Origin of the sequence: Vibrio sp. YYF0003, assembly GCF_036350715.1 — a bacterium.
GTDB classification, from domain to species: domain Bacteria; phylum Pseudomonadota; class Gammaproteobacteria; order Enterobacterales; family Vibrionaceae; genus Vibrio; species Vibrio natriegens.
Genome location: NZ_JAZDWA010000003.1, coordinates 494,235 through 511,274, shown reverse-complemented (window position 1 = coordinate 511,274; position 17,040 = coordinate 494,235). Strand labels below are relative to the sequence as shown.

General features: G+C 46.8%; 17 protein-coding genes. 13 read left to right on the top strand and 4 right to left on the bottom strand.

Translation table 11 applies throughout. From position 1 onward, the window contains the following. Positions 1 to 102 precede the first annotated feature (102 nt). Entirely contained in the window at positions 103 to 882 is a 780-nt protein-coding gene (locus tag V1U08_RS12655) for a class I SAM-dependent methyltransferase (protein ID WP_024372757.1), read from the top strand. A 183-nt stretch (positions 883 to 1,065) separates the two neighbouring features. Further along, the gene (locus tag V1U08_RS12650) at positions 1,066 to 1,638 is read left to right on the top strand and encodes a hypothetical protein (RefSeq protein ID WP_330470723.1); all 573 of its coding nucleotides are present in this window, start codon (positions 1,066 to 1,068) and stop codon (positions 1,636 to 1,638) included. A 57-nt stretch (positions 1,639 to 1,695) separates the two neighbouring features. On the opposite strand, the gene V1U08_RS12645 is transcribed toward V1U08_RS12650, so the two are convergent. Together V1U08_RS12645 and uspA are read right to left on the bottom strand one after the other, a co-directional pair. Beyond that, entirely contained in the window at positions 1,696 to 2,574 is an 879-nt protein-coding gene (locus tag V1U08_RS12645; protein ID WP_014230470.1) for a carboxylate/amino acid/amine transporter, read from the bottom strand. A 64-nt stretch (positions 2,575 to 2,638) separates the two neighbouring features. Next, positions 2,639 to 3,064 (bottom strand): universal stress protein UspA, encoded by a 426-nt coding sequence (gene uspA, locus V1U08_RS12640; protein WP_014230471.1) that lies wholly within the window; start codon positions 3,062 to 3,064, stop codon positions 2,639 to 2,641. A gap of 227 nt (positions 3,065 to 3,291) precedes the next feature. Between uspA and ftnA the strand changes: the two genes are divergently transcribed. The 3 genes from ftnA to V1U08_RS12625 all read left to right on the top strand — a co-directional run bounded on the left by ftnA (position 3,292) and on the right by V1U08_RS12625 (position 5,585). Further along, entirely contained in the window at positions 3,292 to 3,819 is a 528-nt protein-coding gene (gene ftnA / locus V1U08_RS12635) for a non-heme ferritin (RefSeq protein WP_014230472.1), read from the top strand. A gap of 91 nt (positions 3,820 to 3,910) precedes the next feature. Further along, positions 3,911 to 4,234, top strand: coding sequence for a universal stress protein UspB (uspB, locus tag V1U08_RS12630; protein WP_014230473.1), 324 nt, complete (start codon positions 3,911 to 3,913; stop codon positions 4,232 to 4,234). Between the two features lie 157 nt (positions 4,235 to 4,391). Further along, positions 4,392 to 5,585: an NAD(P)/FAD-dependent oxidoreductase gene (locus V1U08_RS12625; protein WP_020336256.1), complete on the top strand. Its 1,194-nt coding sequence runs from the start codon at positions 4,392 to 4,394 to the stop codon at positions 5,583 to 5,585. An 87-nt stretch (positions 5,586 to 5,672) separates the two neighbouring features. Here V1U08_RS12625 and V1U08_RS12620 read toward each other — a convergent pair whose 3' ends face one another. Then, positions 5,673 to 6,371 carry a DUF1566 domain-containing protein gene (locus V1U08_RS12620; RefSeq protein WP_020336257.1) on the bottom strand — a complete coding sequence of 233 codons (699 nt, stop codon included), beginning with the start codon at positions 6,369 to 6,371 and terminating at the stop codon, positions 5,673 to 5,675. A 13-nt stretch (positions 6,372 to 6,384) separates the two neighbouring features. Then, complete coding sequence (locus V1U08_RS12615; protein ID WP_330470722.1) at positions 6,385 to 9,909, bottom strand: hypothetical protein; 3,525 nt, start codon at positions 9,907 to 9,909, stop codon at positions 6,385 to 6,387. A 267-nt stretch (positions 9,910 to 10,176) separates the two neighbouring features. Between V1U08_RS12615 and V1U08_RS12610 the strand changes: the two genes are divergently transcribed. The 8 genes from V1U08_RS12610 to V1U08_RS12575 are packed head-to-tail and all read left to right on the top strand — an operon-like array spanning position 10,177 to position 17,037. Further along, the gene (locus tag V1U08_RS12610; RefSeq protein ID WP_020336259.1) at positions 10,177 to 10,377 is read left to right on the top strand and encodes a Flp family type IVb pilin; all 201 of its coding nucleotides are present in this window, start codon (positions 10,177 to 10,179) and stop codon (positions 10,375 to 10,377) included. Continuing rightward, positions 10,367 to 10,807, top strand: a complete 441-nt coding sequence (locus V1U08_RS12605; protein WP_330470721.1) for an A24 family peptidase — start codon at positions 10,367 to 10,369, stop codon at positions 10,805 to 10,807. Before V1U08_RS12610 ends, V1U08_RS12605 begins: the two co-directional genes overlap by 11 nt. A 12-nt stretch (positions 10,808 to 10,819) precedes the next feature. Beyond that, positions 10,820 to 11,710 (top strand): Flp pilus assembly protein CpaB, encoded by an 891-nt coding sequence (gene cpaB, locus V1U08_RS12600; RefSeq protein ID WP_330470720.1) that lies wholly within the window; start codon positions 10,820 to 10,822, stop codon positions 11,708 to 11,710. A 3-nt stretch (positions 11,711 to 11,713) separates the two neighbouring features. Then, the gene (locus V1U08_RS12595; protein ID WP_330470719.1) at positions 11,714 to 13,138 is read left to right on the top strand and encodes a type II and III secretion system protein family protein; all 1,425 of its coding nucleotides are present in this window, start codon (positions 11,714 to 11,716) and stop codon (positions 13,136 to 13,138) included. A gap of 8 nt (positions 13,139 to 13,146) precedes the next feature. Continuing rightward, a complete protein-coding gene (locus V1U08_RS12590; protein WP_330470718.1) occupies positions 13,147 to 13,704 on the top strand; it encodes a pilus assembly protein FlpD in 558 nt (185 codons plus the stop codon). Between the two features lie 3 nt (positions 13,705 to 13,707). Further along, positions 13,708 to 14,835 carry an AAA family ATPase gene (locus V1U08_RS12585; protein ID WP_330470717.1) on the top strand — a complete coding sequence of 376 codons (1,128 nt, stop codon included), beginning with the start codon at positions 13,708 to 13,710 and terminating at the stop codon, positions 14,833 to 14,835. Positions 14,836 to 14,839: 4 nt separating this feature from the next. After that, positions 14,840 to 16,141: a CpaF family protein gene (locus tag V1U08_RS12580; RefSeq protein WP_330470731.1), complete on the top strand. Its 1,302-nt coding sequence runs from the start codon at positions 14,840 to 14,842 to the stop codon at positions 16,139 to 16,141. Continuing rightward, positions 16,138 to 17,037 (top strand): type II secretion system F family protein, encoded by a 900-nt coding sequence (locus V1U08_RS12575; protein ID WP_065296093.1) that lies wholly within the window; start codon positions 16,138 to 16,140, stop codon positions 17,035 to 17,037. Before V1U08_RS12580 ends, V1U08_RS12575 begins: the two co-directional genes overlap by 4 nt. The last annotated feature ends 3 nt before the right edge of the window (positions 17,038 to 17,040 follow it).

Here is a 17,040-nt window from a genome sequence, read left to right as displayed (position 1 = left end):
TTGTTATGGGTTTATTTTAACCAGCTTCGCATTTACTGCAAGAAAGCCAGTAGTGAGGTAAACTCAGCGCCAGTTATCGCGATTTTTTATTGGAGCCTCCTTTTGCAACTGCAATTGATTTGTGAAGACCCATCTCAACAGTCCCATCTTGATGAGCTTGCTGCTCGCTGGCAGTTGACCCATTCTGACGACAGTGACTTTGCTTTAGTACTGACTGATGAACGTTTAGAGCTGCGTAAAGTGGATGAGCCAAAGTTGGGCGCGATTTTTGTCGATTTGATTGGTGGAGCGGTCGGGCATCGTCGTAAATTCGGTGGCGGCAAAGGTCAGGCAATCGCAAAAGCGGCTGGCTTAAACAAAGGCGCAACGCCAACGGTTCTGGATGGAACGGCTGGCTTAGGCCGAGATGCGTTCGTTCTGGCTTCTCTAGGTTGTAAGGTACAGATGGTAGAGCGTCATCCAGTGGTTGCCGCGCTGTTGGATGATGGTTTGGCTCGTGCAAAACAAGACCCAGAAATCGGAGCTTGGGTTTCGGAGCGAATGTCGTTGATCCACGCTTCAAGCCATGATGCGCTAGAAAAACTGGCGCAGGACAGTGATTTTGTAAAGCCAGATGTGGTGTACCTCGACCCTATGTACCCGCATCCGGAGAATAAAAAGAAATCCGCATTAGTGAAAAAAGAGATGCGCGTATTCCAGTCTTTGGTTGGCGCTGATTTAGATGCGGATGATTTGCTAGAGCCCGCAATGGCACTGGCTACCAAGCGCGTAGTCGTTAAGCGTCCAGATTATGCCAACTGGTTGCATGATGAAAAACCGAGCATGGCGATAGAAACAAAAAAGAACCGCTTCGACGTTTATGTTAAAGCCTCAATGGCGTAACTTTTTGACTCCTAACTCTTTCACTCCATAGCGCGAAATTTCGCGCTGTGACCCCGCTTTTCTTTCGTGACAACGAACGACATTTTCCACTTGCTAATTCGGCATACTGACGGTATATCTAAGTAAGAATTATTATTATTTCACACGTCGATGAAATAATGATTAGCTATTTGGAGTCGTCGTATGGCTAAACGCTTATGTAAAATGAATCGCAAACAGATCGCAACCAATCTGGGTGACATCCACAGCTTGGTGGTCGCGCCAAAATTTGTCTGTCGCTCGTGCGCGCGTTCTTCTGCTTCTAAAAATACCTTGTGCAAGCCCGCTGCTATTCCGCCGCAAGCATGCCAAGATAAGCCACTTCACGAGCAGCAAGCTTGTGGGCTGTTGGCTGAAGCGCTTCCAGCAGAGCCTATTGTAGTGACGCCAAAGCAAAGCGCAGAAAAAGCGGCGATCGTTAAACGTGTGGTCGAAAGAGTAAAAGAGAAAAAACTGGCTGCTCAAGTGACACCGCCGGTCGCTCTCAAAGCGCCAGACCTATTCGACTTAGCCGACAAAAAATCACTCAAGAAAGCCAAGAAGACGCTGAAGAAGCATTACAAGCAACAGAAGAAGTTGCTTAAATTGGCTAAGAAGCAGCAAAAACTGCTTAAACGCCAGCGCAAGTTAGAGGCACGCAATGCCAAATTAGAAGTGCTGTTGCCCACGTCATTAACGGCTGTGATGAGTGAAAGCCAGCAAGCGAAAGTGCATTAATCGAATAAATAAAAAACGCTCTCCATTTGGAGAGCGTTTTTTATTGTCTGTGGTTTGTTACTTATTTGCGTAACTCATCTCAACGCGTTTTTTAACCCAGGTCTCATTAACCCAAAGCGAGAACATAATGATGGCTCCGCCGATGGCCAGCCGCACAATGTCGACATCTCGGTTCCAAATCACGATGTTGACAATCAGGCCTGCTGGGACGAGCGCATTATTCATTACTGCAAGCGCGCCAGCGTTGACTAAGGTGGCGCCTTTGTTCCATGCGAAGTAACCAAAGCCTGATGCGATCAAACCAAGGTAGGTCAGAATACCCCACTGAGTAGCGGTGGTTGGCAGCTTGTCTACGTTCCCCATCAATGCAAATGCGACCGTTGCCACGCACAATGCACCCAAGTAGAAGTAACCAAATACGGTATGCTGAGGCAGGTCGACTGGCTCACTTTCCATGATGTATTTGTAACCTACCTGACCGATGGCAAAGCAGAGGTTCGCGCCCTGGACGACCAAAAAGCCGAGCAGGAAGTTTTCGTTGATGCCTGCAAACTTAATCCATGCAGCTCCCACAACCGCAATCAATGCCGTGACTAAATACCAAGGCGAAAAACGGCCTTTAAGTAAATCATAAATCAGCGTGACGTAAATAGGGGTGAAAACCGTGAACAGCAGGACTTCTGGTACCGAAAGGAGCAGGAAAGACTGATAGTAGAAGCAGTACATCAAACCGAGCTGAAATCCGCCGACAATCATCAATTTGGCGATCAGCGATTTAGGTACGCCACGGAATTTTAGAAACGGAATAAATACGATGCTGGCGAGCGCCACACGCATAAATACCGAAAACCAAGAATCAACCTGACCAGCGAGATATACGCCGATCAGGCTAAATGAAAATGCCCAGAGCAGGGTGACTGCAGATAGATAAGCCATGGATGAGAACTTTTATCAATAACAAATATGTCCGCAGTCTAACCAAGTTTTCTTAACGCGCCAATCAGTCTTTTAGCGGTATGACCAGCATATCGACGGGTGAGCGATTAATTAGTTGGCGTGTCGCAGACAGAATCTTACTCCAGAAATCCTGATGATGACCACAAACCACCAAATCAATGTTGAAGTCCTGAATGGTATCGCAAAGCTCATTACTTAAATCACCACTACCGACTAAAGTATGGGTGATCGGGTATTCAGCGTATTCCGCAAAATTGGCGAGTTGAGTACGCGAGGCTTCCATGGCTTGGTGCTGTGCTTCCGCCATGTTGATATCGATAAGCCCGGTGTAGAGCTCGGCATAGTTCACATCGATGTGAATGAAAGAGACTTTCGCATCCAGAGGTTTAGCCAGAGATACGGCTTTCTTAATCAACACTTTACTGTCGTCTGACAGGTCTACTGCCACAAGTATGTGTTTGTAACTCATATTGCTATCTCCTTGTAAGGTCATATACCCAAGTAACCTCGAACTGACCCCAGGGCTAAGGCTCTGACTTAATGTATCTTGAAGTCACTTGGGTATAGTTTCAGATTAGCACTAACCCCCAATAAATTTTGCTAAAGTGATCTCATATCAATATTCTAGGTAGAAAGTCTTAATGTGTTAATCATGTTATAGTTGTATGAAATGCAGGAATATAAACAGGAGCTAACATGCTGTCTCAAACTATGGTCGAACAATTGAATGAGCAAATTAATCTAGAATTTTTCTCATCCAATCTATACTTACAAATGAGTGCTTGGTGTGAAGATAAAGGTTTTGAGGGCGCTGCTGAATTTCTACGCAAGCATGCGGTAGAAGAGATGGAGCACATGCAACGCCTATTCACCTATGTAAGTGAAACCGGCTCAATGCCAATTCTAGGCGCGATTGATGCACCAAAGCATGATTTTGCAAGCTTGGGTGATGTGTTCCGTGAGACTTATGAACATGAACAAATGATCACAGAACAAATCAATAAGTTGGCGCATGTAGCATTTACAAGCCAAGACTACTCAACATTTAACTTCCTACAGTGGTACGTAGCTGAACAGCACGAAGAAGAGAAGTTGTTTAAAGGGATCTTAGATAAGATCGAACTCGTTGGTGAAGATGGTAAAGCGTTGTTCTTCATCGATAAAGATCTAGCACAAATGGCGAAAGAAGGTTCATCTTCAATCATGGATGCTCCAGCTGCATAAAGCGTTCCCCAGCGCGATAAGTAGCGGTTAAAAGACAAAGCAGTGATCGTCTTTTTCTCTTGAGCATTGTTGAAGATGTAGGGAGGAAAAGATGATCAGTGGAGACACAATCTTATTTGCGCTAATGGTAGTAACCGGAGTTAATATGGTCCGGTATCTGACCACTCTTCGTTCTTTAATTCACATCATGCGTGAAGCCCATCCGTTGTTGTACCAGCAAGTGGATGGTAATGGGTTTTTTACGACCCATGGAAATGTCACTAAACAAGTGCGTTTGTTCCACTACATCAAAAGCAAAGAGTACCATCATCACCATGACGAGGTATTCACGAGCAAGTGTGAGCGTGTGAGAGAGCTGTTTGTCCTTTCAACTGCATTACTTGGCGTTACGCTGCTCGCGGCTTTTATCCTGTAAATGGGATAAGAAAAGGCCTTCGTTCGGTGCTTGGAATTTAAGCGCTTTTCCCGGTAAACATTTCTCGGTAGAATGTCGCCCGAACAAAGCAAGGATGTGCATTGAGCACATCCTTTTTTTATTGTTTTGGATTTTGGATAGAGCCTAAGAGTTACCGATGAGTAAGAAATTTGATGTAGTAGTAATTGGCGCAGGCGCTGCGGGTTTGATGTGTGCTGCAGAAGCCGGTAAGCGAGGCCGCAGCGTATTAGTGCTCGACCACGCGAAAAAGCCTGGGCGTAAAATTCTTATTTCTGGCGGTGGTCGTTGTAACTTCACTAACTATGACGTATCGGCAAATAACTACCTATGCCAAAACCCTCATTTCGTAAAATCGGCATTGTCTCAATACACCAATTGGGATTTCATCGCTATGGTCAGCAAGCACGGTATCGAGTTTGAAGAACGTGACCATGGGCAGCTGTTCTGTGTGGATGCATTCACAGCCAAAGACATTGTAAAAATGTTACTCGCAGAGTGCGATATGCCAAATATTCAGCAGCGTTATCAGTGCGATGTTCACTCTATCGAAAAACTGGATGCAGGGTTCCGACTGCATGCAGGTACAGAAGTGGTTGAGTGTGAATCATTGGTCATCGCCACCGGTGGTCTATCGATGCCAAAACTGGGTGCAACGCCGTTTGGCTATAAAGTCGCGGAGCAGTTCGGACTTCCTGTCATTTCAACCACGGCAGGCTTGGTGCCATTTACGCTGCATAAAGAAGACAAAGAAGATTTCGCTGACCTGTCTGGGATTGCGGTGCCAGCAGAAATCACGGCTGAAGACGGCACTATGTTCAAAGAAGCGCTGCTTTTCACTCACCGAGGCTTGTCTGGTCCTTCTGTTTTACAAATCTCTTCATTCTGGCGAGCAGGACAAAAGGTTTCTATCAATCTCGTACCGAATGATGATATTGCCGTACTGCTGGAGCGCAGCCGCGAGAAACATCCAAATCAATCACTGAAAAATACACTGGCGAAAGTCCTGCCAAAGCGCTTGGTGGAAGTGTTGATCGAACGTAAAGAGTTAACCGACAAGCCACTGAAGCAATTTAACCCGAAAGAGCTGGCTGACATTGTCGCGCGTTTAGAAAACTGGAACGTGGCTCCGAACGGAACCGAAGGTTACCGCACGGCGGAAGTGACACTAGGTGGCGTGGATACTGATCACCTCTCTTCTAAAACGATGGAGTGCAAAAATATCCAAGGCTTGTACTTTATCGGCGAAGTGATGGACGTGACAGGTTGGTTAGGAGGCTACAACTTCCAGTGGTGTTGGTCGAGCGGCTTTGTCGCTGGCCAGTGGGTGTAGTCTCAATACAAAAAATGCTCAGCCGCGCTGGCTGAGCATGTCACAATATTCGTTTCTCAATCATTTGGCGGTGTTAACTGCGCTGAATTATTCTTTCGGTATTTCTCGTACCAATCTCAACATACCGCTTGTTCTGCGTAATTGGTTTAGTAAGGAACCCCATCCGCTGAAGTCGACCGTATAGTAGTGTAAATAGTCGCGGTCCAATAAAACGGTATCCGACGTGATTGTCATATTCTGGTATACCGCACTCTTTTGTCTGGCTGAAATTGCCGTGTGATATCCTATTATCGTTTCATCTGTTGAATAGGGCGTATTGCCTAAATCCTCAATTTCACTTTGAGATACGTTGATTGCGTAACTGAACGCTGGATAGTTTGCTGGTACGCACTGCTCGTTGTAAATCCCTATTAACTCTTTGATATTTGGCAGTCGCCAAGGATGCTCGAGTGTACCTAGCTGTTGGTTTTCACTCTCAACGGCGTCCATGCTCGCTTGGCGGATGTTCGAGTTATAATTACTATCGCTTAGCTCATAAGGTACGGTAGGAACGCCTAAACACACATCTTGTTGGCTATCGAATGTTTGACCGACGAAGCAGTAGCTCCATTGCAATCCCGTTGTTGCGTCGTTAATTACCTTATAGTCACCAATATCCGTTGCTAAGACGTCGTGGGAAAAGCGATTATTTGGGTTGAGATCAGTGTCGGCCCCACATTGTAGTTCTGGCTCAGCGGCGAATGCAGACGCGACGAAAAACGTTAGGCTTAAACTTAAATATTTCACACTATAGTCCTTGTTACTGTTCGAGATAAAAGCCATCACTGACCAGAATTAGCGAGTTAGAAAGTCCAATACTTTTGTGATAAGTACCGAAATTGACGGTGTTTAATACTAGGTTTTCGGTGCTATTTAAGTTTTCTGCATCCAGCCACATGGTTTGCATGTTTGGAAAGTATTGGGTGTCGACGTTAGCCGGTAAATTCTTGCCAAACTTACGTGGATTACCGAAATTGAGTATGGAGACGGACTCCTGCAAAGTAGGTAAGCGCCAGTTACTTAGTCCACAACGTTTCTCTTTATCGAACCACTGGATTTGATTGGCTACTGTACACTGATGAGGGTTGGTAGAAACTTCGTTACTTCCGTGCTCCGTGCATGTGGCGCTGAATTCGGTTGCCTCTTCTACAGGCTGGATGATGAACTGGTTGTCGCTGTCGTATACTGAGTACGGATCTTCTTCTTTACGGCGATGTTTTGTTTCCCAAACAAGTCCGGTGTGAGCATCCAAAACACAAGCAAAAGGCTGAGTGTTGTAACTCAAATCCTGACGAGCAAGAGGTTTTCCTTGTTGATCGAGCTTGACGTAACGCGCACCAAGTAAACCATCCTTGTTGCTATTCTCATCTTTTCCCGTGAGTGGGTCACAAGCAAAACTATTGTCTCGACCACGTGAACTATCGTCTCCAACTAAGCCTTTTGTTGCTCTTGAATCAGCGGTGTGGATTCGGCGAGGAGAGTAAGTCATCTGTGCACTAGGGCTACCAATGTTACTTTGCACACGGAGGTAATATTGTGTGTTTAAATCCAGGCCAGATATAGTGGCACGTTGTTTTTCAGTTGGTAGAGTATTCTGAGCGTAAGCAAGCTGAGTAAAGCTGTCTTCTCCCCAAGCTAATGTATAGCTTGACGCGCCCGGTTGAGAATCCCAGCCAATCGTCACCCAAGAACCTGACGCATCTTCTCCTCTTCCTTCAATTCGCAACCCCAGTAGTTGATTCTCGTCGACTAGCGATTGGCAACTCGCATCTAACCTATTGACTGGATACACCGTTACCCAGTTACCTGGTCGAACCCCACTTGGAAAATAATGTTGATCCGGTTCTGAATCCCCTAACAGAGAGGTCATTGCTTGAACTATATGAGAAATATTGACGTCGATATTCTCAATCAGAACCTGGCCGATAGCGTAGTTTGAAGCAATACGGTTTAACAGCGTTTCTATTGTGGGATAGGCATTACTGTCACTGACGCGGTATTTACTTAGGTCAATATTGAGGAGTGCAAGTAAATCTTCGTATAGATTTGCCCGTTCAGATAAATTAACCAGTGAACTAAACAGTTCGCCTTTGGCCTGCAGAGCTAAAAATGAAGCTAAAAGCTCAACTTGCTGGCGTGGCATTTGATTATATTTTTCAATGATTTGTTCATTGGTTTGAGGAACAAGGTAGGCCAGGCTCCCCGCGGAGGATATTCCAGACTTTAATAGCATTGCGGATTGCGCAGTGCTGATATACCCGACATTAAGGCGCTGAAACTCATCGTGTTCAAGCACACCGTTACTGTTACCTTGTTGTGTATCCAGATTGGCAATTTCACAGAAGGAGCCTAGTACAGAACGCAGTTCTACACTCGTTTTCTCATCACGAAGATGGATAGTCAGAGTGTCTTGCATTTCATCGGCAGTGTACTCATAGCCAAACTCGTCTAACTTTCCTGGGGCACAGCGTGCATAGTTATTATCGATATCGCGCAAGGCAATGGTGGTAACAAAGCTACTTTCAGCGCTTAAGTCTAAGCTGTGGTGACGCTGTCCAGTACTGCTGATCAAGCTCACCGGCTGGTGGCGAAGAGGGTAACGACCGGAATCGTCGTATAAAACAGAATCTTTACCTGGAGAGTGGCGGCTACCTAGAATTATACTCAGTGATACTTGCTCCAACTCTTTCGGAAAACGGCCACTGATTTGAAGCTGACGTTCTGGTGCTATCGCCAAAATTGAGTGCTTCAGTGGATGGTTGTGATTCGCCATCACCAACTCATTCACCCGCCATTGATAGCGATAAGATTTTTGCAGTTGTGCAGGGATGGATTTTGTGAGCTCTTTGTATATGCCAGGTTGCTCATCCGCTGACAGTATTTCGTTTTCATAATGCTGCCATAACGTATAAGAAGGAGCGGTTTTAGCTTTCTCTAGAATTTTTGTACCTATTTCCTCTAATGAAAGTTCAGCCCGTGACCATTGCATTGGCGCAACCGCAAAGACGTAGTTGGGATAATCATTGGTTTCTAGCTCTAATTGATAAGCTTGATACGCGCGACGCATCTGTTCTGCACTAAAGGTCAATACGGCTTTTTCACCGTTAGGGTGGTCAAAAACACCTAACTCGTCGAGAGTGTCAGATTCGACGTCGATGCTGTAGCTGCCTTCAAATCTTGTGGCTTCTTGTTGGTCGGGATTAAGTAATGCGATTTGCTCATCAAGCGCCTGTTTTTGTGCGCCGCTGATGGGTAGCGCTATATCGCTTTGTTCGCTAAGCATCTGGTATAGCGCAGCCAACTCAAGCACCAAACGTTGGTTGTAAACAAGTTTTCCATGCACGGCGAAAGCTTGCTCAACACTCAGGTTGAACTGATTGTTTGTCGCGACACGATTACCATCCTGGATGAATAAAGTACGAAGTTGGGCAGTATTGAGCACGACAACACGCTGCTCTTGTGGCGTACTCAACGGTCCATTGATTCCAGCCCATTGTTCATCTGTCAGCGCTAACGTAAAGGTGCCAAAAAAGCGCGGGGACCACTCTGTTGATTGATCAGAAATATGGCTCTTTATTGCGCTTTTTTGCTCATCATTGAGCTCAACTAATGTCGTCCTGCTACTGTCTGACAAGTAACGGCGAACCGCTTCATTTTTTTCCGCATATGGTAGGTTGCCATAATGACTGAGCTCACCTTGCAGCAGGTGTTTGGCGACGGTATTGAATGCAATTGTCACTGGGTCTAGTGAGATTGTTGGTAGTTCTTTTTCATCGATATAGCCATCGTCGTTGCTGTCCATTTTCAAAATGTTGGTCAGCGTATCCAGTTCCGCTTGAAAGTACGATGCAGCTTGAACGTCAACGCTCGCATTCGGGTCTACTTGCGCCAATTTGCTGCTTTCTATGGTCACAATTTTGTCTAGTGGCCATTGCGATAACTGAAATGTGTATTCGAACCCCCCTTCAGCCATCGTGCTTTGCCACTGCTCACAAACCTGGCCAGAACAAACTTTAAATGCGTATACATCGTTTTCATGGCTGCCTGATACAGGGCCGGAAATAGTCATAGTTGACCGACCGTTGGGTAGCGTTGGCGGTGTGATAGTACCGCCGGTGCCTGACTGGGTCGACGTACCCGAATCGGCATCTGAATCTGAGGGATTACTGCTGCCAGAACCATTATCTACATTAGAGGGGGCTGGCGCTGATCCCTGTGGTTGGTCACTACAACCGCTGATCGCTAGCACGATTGTTGCAGACAAAACAAGCTGTCTAAAGAGCATGAATATTCCTTTATACGAAAATCAAAGCAAACAAGAAATAACGCATATACGCAATGTGGTGCTTATTGGTTGGACTGTGAAATCCTTCGTTATTTCGCTTAGTAAAAGAGGTTAATGCTAAAAAAATACATTTATACGATCAATGGATCTAAATATGATCAATAAACTGGCATTTATTATATAAATGAGATTGATTTTTACAACAGTATTGATAATAATTCTCACATCAAAATAAGTGTGAATGTTTTTTATGAAGGAATTGATTGTATGAATGGTTTTATGTCGCTAGTTAAGCGTTACATGCATGATGAGGAAGGAGCAACCGCAATAGAATACGGTATTTTGGCCGCAGGGTTAGCTGCTGGAATATTGGCAATTTTTGGTTCTGATGGCTTATTTATCAGTGCCTTAAAAGATAAGTTTCAAACAATCATTGATGGTATGAACATGGGATCTGGTGGCGAGTGACTCTTTTTTATTGTTGCAAATTATTACGGTGTTCTTGTTGCTTGTTATTGCATTGAACGATGTTTTTCAGCGCAAGGTTCCCAATATATGTTTGCTTTTGTTGTTATTCGTTGGCGTTACGGTTACGCCTTTTTATCTTCACTCGTTTTTGGCCGGGATCGCGATAGTGGTCTTTGGATTAGTGGCTTTCCACTACCGTTGGCTTGGGGCTGGTGACAGTAAGTTGTTAGCAATATGCGCCTACGCCTCTTTGGAACAGTGGTACTGGTTGCTATTAAAAACGGCTTTGTTAGGTGGAGTGTTAAGTGTCGCGTATTTGTTGTTTAACCACTTCGCAATAAGGGGAGTAATTGCGGCTAAGCCGCGAACTACCGTGCCTTATGCGGTCGCTATATGTATCGCTGCAACCACCACTATTCACTATATGTAGTTTATACCCATCATGAAAAAGTTAATTTTTGTGCTACTCGGAGGAGCGACCTTGGTCGCAATGCTGGTGGTGGCATGGTTGAGTACAACTCCAACCCAACCAGATAAGCCAGTCGAAGTGGCGTTAGAAGAAAAGGCCGTCGTACCAAGAATCTTAGTCGCGAAATACGGCATTCAAGCAGGTGCTTTGTTGAGAGCGGAAGATTTTCGCTGGGCGCCAATGCCATCTGATAGCAACACGCAACTTAACGACGTGTTTCTTGAAGGTTTTATCAAACCTGATGTGTTGAAAGGCAGCTTATTAACCCGCCGTTTGGCTGCGAATCAACCACTTGCGGTATCAGACATTATTCGCCCAGAGCAGAACCAATATATGTCCGCGATGCTCTCACCAGGCATGCGAGCGGTTACTCTGGAGATGAGCTTAGCAGGAATGAATTATGACCTACTAAGGCCGGGTAATTACGTTGATGTCGTCTTAACCAGTGAGAACGAGCACACCTCAGAAAAGGGCTTTGGGGAAATCACCAAGCGTGCAACCAGCGTGATTCTAGAAAATACGCGCCTGCTCGCGATCAATAACACTCTGACAGATATTGTGAGCGGCCCAAAACATCAAAATGAAAGTGACATGTCGATGGCTGGTGGTGACACCTTACCGATTACCTTTGAGGTTACTCCAGAAGGGGCGCAACGTTTACTGCTAGCAAAAACGTTGGGGGATTTATCTCTTATCCTGCGTGGTTATCAACAGGACGAACAGTCTATGACAACAACAACCATAGCTACGCTCTGGGATGAGCAGTTGTCGGATAACCATCATCCGGATCGTAAACCTGAGCACACCATTCGCATTTTCAGTGGTGAAGATATCCGCACTCAAGAAAAGAGCACAACGAGATAAATCATGTCCTTGCTTCGAAATTTTATACTTTGCGTATCGCTGGTTTTGTCTATCTCTCCGTGGGCGGTAGCAGCAAGTCATACCTTGAACCTTACTATCAATCAAAACCGTTTGATTACGGTGAAAGATGATGTGAAAGATATTTTTGTTTCTGACCCCAACTTAGTCGTGGTTCACGCACCTTCCAACCGTCACGTGATGGTCTCTGGTAAAGCGTTAGGAGAAACCGACATTCTGGTACTTGGGGACAATGCTCGCACACTCGCGCATTACAAGGTTGTGGTTGCTGCTGATCTGTCTCAACTGGAACGAGCCGTACAACACGCGTTTCCCGATGTTCAAGTGACGTTTGTTCATAGTAAGGGAGCGATCGTTGCTATGGGTGAAGTGGCCAATGCACTTCAGGCACATGAGATCCTGAGTATGGCATCTGGGTTTGCCAAAGGGCTACAAGAGGTAGACGAACAAACCTTAGCTGCGCCAACAAGCGAAAGTAGCAGTAGCTCTGGTCGCGGTGAAGGTATGGCAAAACCGGGCGGTGGCATGGGCGTCTACCCTTTGGTTGTTAACCAGCTTAAAACCGCGGGTAGCGCTCAAGTGAATATTTCCGTGCGTATTGTTGAAATGGAGCGCTCGACCAGCGAACAACTTGGTTTGCGTTGGAGTTCTATCGGTAATATGCGCTGGGGTACATGGGACACGTTACAGACGGCACTGGGTGTAACGCCTGGTAATAAATTCCCAACCAATAATCTGCCATCAGGCCCTGGTCAGCATGGTCTTAATGTCATCATCGATGCATTAGTTGAGGACAGTTTAGTAAACGTTCTTGCTGAGCCGAATCTGACGGCTAAGTCTGGCGAGGCGGCGACCTTTATGTCTGGTGGTGAGTTTCCTTTTCCCGTCGACAACAGTGATGACGGTGTGAGTATTGAGTTTAAACGCTTTGGTATTTCATTAGAGCTGACGCCTACAGTCTTGAGTAATAAACAGATCAGTCTCACGGTTGCTCCCGAAGTTTCTACTTTGAGCCGCGAGCACAGCGTTTCTATTGCGGGTGTCGAAGTTCCAGGCATTGAAAGCCGCCGTGCCACCACAACGATTGAATTGGCAGACGGTCAGAGCTTTGCGCTGGCAGGTCTGGTGAGAACCTATCAAGACCACAAAATCGAGGCGCTGCCGTTTCTTGGGGAAATTCCTTTCCTTGCACCGCTTTTCAGCAGCAACAGCTTTAAAAACTCGGAAAGCGAGTTAGTGATTATCGCGACAGCACATTTAGTCGAGCCAACCAGCGACCCAAGTGAATTGACCACGCCATTAGATCGCTTCCGTCCTGCGAATCGATTTGAACGTTTGTTCTTACGCGACATGGGTGATGACCACGATGATAGCCAGCGTTTGTTTGGTAACTATGGATACAACTATTAAGGATGATGATGAAATTCGCGAAATTAGCTTTGACCACATTGACCCTTTTTCTGGTGGTCGGTTGTCAGCGTCCGTATCAAACAGGAACGCATGCAACCTTTCAGGACAAAACCTCATTTACGACAACCACTGCCAACATTGAGTTAGACCTGAAAAATATTCTTAGCCAGGTGAACAAACGTGAAGAAAAGGGACAGATTCGTCTCGTGTTACAAGGCGGTGATTTGGATCTGCAATCCCAGAAAAATCTGCGTAATCAGTTGATGACCTATCTGCAATTACCAGTGGAGATGATTTACCACTCGGACAAGCAGAGTCAGATTGTTGCTGAGCTTGAAGTGGTGTTAAAGCCAAACACGTGCCGATACAACCGTCAGTCTCTGCCTATTTCAGCGTACGCCTGCCAGCAGCTACGTAATCATTACCTGAGTGTGGTTAACAAATCGACCTGGCACCATGGAGAAGAGTATCAGGAGCACAACAGCGCTCTGACAACAGGGGCGGTACAACGTTTGTTTAATAGCCAACTTAAATCGGCAGAAAGACAGCCGGTGACAGGAGAGTAAATCGTGACTGAAAGAGTATTTAATGTTGTCGCGTTTGTTCTCGATAGCCAGAGCCAACAAGTCCTTGAGAGCCTAAAAAGCGATTTAACTACGCAAGATATTCAGGTGAAAAAAGGCGATATCGAAGCCGCAAGACTTTGGTGCGTCAAACAGGGAGCGCCTGATTTACTTATCGTTGATGGTGGTGACTGTCTGGGATTGGAAGCTGCGCTGCGTAAGCTGGCGGAGTATTGTCCACCGCAGATGAAGCTGATCGTATTAGGTAAAAAACAAGAAGTTTCATTATACCGAAGCCTAATGTTCGCGGGTGTGAACGATTACCATACTACACCGCTAGATGCCGACGCGATCCGACTGAGCTTACTGCACCTTCAAGGGCACCAAGTGACTAAGCCATTGCGTCATGGGCGCGTTATTTGTGTGTTGGGAAGCACTGGTGGGTGCGGCGCAAGCACCATCGCAGCCAACCTGGGTTACTTCTTAGCTGAGAAACAACATCAGTTTGTTGCCTTGGTGGATTTTGACCTGTTCCACAGCCAACACCCGATCCTATTGGGCGCTGATTATGACCCACATTTGGAGCACATCATTGTTGATGCAGATCGTATCGACGAAACCTTGCTGGCGCACAGTAGCCAGCAACTGACAAAGCATCTGCATCTGTTTTACGGTCAGGACAGCCAGCTGCCGCACGACGACGTACAGCAACCGGCAGAGACAATCCAAGCGCTGGCTGAGCACTACGCGACGGTGATTGTGGATGTGCCGAATCTTAACCACCCAGCGATGCCTGCAATTGTAGAACAGGCAGATAACTGCATTTTCGTCACCGACTACAGCCTGAATAGCTTCCGTTATCTGGCAAAGCTGCGCGCCAATACACCGCTGAAACACCAGCGACAAATCTTGGTCGGCAACTTGTGCCGTCATGCAAAAGGTAGAGTACCTAAGCAGGAAATCACCAAAGCGCTGGGACTGGAATTGATCGTTGAACTGCCGTTTGACGCCAAGGCGTTTGATAAAGCGGAAAGAGAAGGCAAACCGCTGTTGGCTGAGCGTTCGAAGTTCAGCAAAAAAATCCATCAATTAGGGCAAGTGCTGGGTGCCGCTTCGGCGGAGCAGAAAGGGTAAGTCGATGTTTAAGCAAGATGTGTTAACCCACAAGACCCGCAGCCACGAACTGCTTTCGATGACGGATGACGCCAAAAGCGCATTTTACGAACTGGTCGACCCATCGATCGCCGCGAGCTTATCCCGTGATGAGCTGCTGCCGCGTGTCAAAGACGCACTCAACGTCATTTCAGGGCGGAAAATGTTGCCCTATAACCGTCAGGAATTGGCGGTCTTAGGTTTGCAACTGGTCGATGAAATGGTTGGCATTGGACCCATTCAACCTTTGCTCGAAGACCCAGAAGTCTCCGATATCTTGGTTAATGGACCTGAAACAATTTACGTCGAACGACGTGGCAAGTTAGAAAAAACCGATATTCGCTTCCGTGATGCCAAACATGTACTCAACGTTGCTCAGCGGATTGTAAACGCGATCGGCCGTCGGGTAGATGAATCCAATCCGATGGTGGATGCGCGACTAAAAGACGGCAGTCGGGTCAACGTCATCGCGCCACCTTTAGCGTTACATGGGACCTGCATCTCGATCCGTAAGTTCCCTGCGAGTAAGTTGATGCTGTCGAATCTGGTCGACAACGACAGCCTGTCCGAGCAAATGGCGGAGTTTCTCGCGTTGGCGACCTATTGCCGCTGTAACATCTTGATTTCCGGCGGTACGGGTTCGGGTAAAACGACCTTGTTGAATGCGCTGAGTCGGCACATAAGCGAAGACGAACGTATTCTGACCATCGAAGACGCTGCTGAGTTGTCTTTGGCGCAGCCCCATTGGGTGCCGCTTGAAACCCGTAATGCCAGCACTGAAGGTAACGGCGAAGTGACGGTACGCGATCTGGTGAAAAACGCCCTACGTATGCGTCCGGATAGAATTGTACTGGGTGAAGTTCGTGGCGCAGAAGCATTCGATATGTTGCAAGCGATGAATACCGGTCACGACGGCTCGCTGTGTACTTTGCATGCCAACAATCCACAAGATGCGATTGTGCGCTTAACCAATATGCTGCAAATGGGCGGAGAACGTTTGTCCGGCCATATTATTCGTAGCCAGATTGTGAGTGCGATTGATTTAGTAGTGCAACTTGAACGTATGCGTGACGGGCGTCGCCGGATCACCGCCATCAGCGAAGTGGTTGGAATAAACGGTGAACAAATCGAACTCAGTCCAGTGTTCCGTTTTGAGCTTATTCGTGCTGAACAGCAGCATATCTATGGTCGATTTAGCGCTCAGTCCGTTTCCTCTGCTTTGCTTGAAAAAGCGGCTCATTTTGCCAAGGAAGATGCATTACGTCAGTGCGTGGAGAAGTCTTCGTGAACCTACTGATTGTCTTGATTGTTTTCTGGTTGGTTGCAGGCAGGCTGGTCTGGCTCACCATCCAACGTCAGGAACATTGGCAAGGTCAGCTTAAGCGCTACACCTTGTTGAACCTGGATACTGACGCCGACCAGCGCCAACCATTCTGGTGTCACTGGATCTGGTATCAAAACCTGCAAACTTTTGTCAGCCCAGCCAAATTAAAGCAGTGGCAGCTTGGTTTGGTTGCGTCCATTTTGCTAGCACCGACAGTACTTTGTTTTAACGGTATGGACTGGTACGTGTCCATACCGCTCAGTCTGAGTACGGCATTGCTGGTGGTGTGGTTCGCCTATCAACAATTGCAGCAGAAAGCCAAAGACCAGTTTCGCGATGAATTACCGGATGTCATTGATGGCTTAATCCGCGCGTTGCGCGTTGGTGCACCGATGGCGGATGTGTTTCATGAGATGGCCCAGCAACATCAGGGCGTGACTGCTCGCTTGTTTGACAACATGCATGATGAGTTGAAGGTCGGCCAGACGCTGGACGAAGTAATGAAAAATGCCGCGCAGCGTATGCCGATTGCTGAGTTTCGTTTTCTGACCATCGTTCTTAGCCTACAGCAGGAAACGGGTGGCCGTTTAACCGGAGTGCTGGAGCGACTAGGGCTTACACTGAGATCGCGCGCGGAGCTTAATGCCAGTATTCAAAGCATTACGTCCGAGTCGCGCAACTCTGCCAAAGTCCTCGCTGCACTGCCAGTTTTGGTGTGTCTGGTGCTGTTTACCACTGGACGCGAGCATTTTGATTTTCTGATGACCTCGAATGGTGGGCAAATCGTCATGGCCTATGTCGTGGGCAGCATTTTGGGTGGGTTGTACCTGATCCGCCGTATGACTCAGCTAAAGGGATAATTC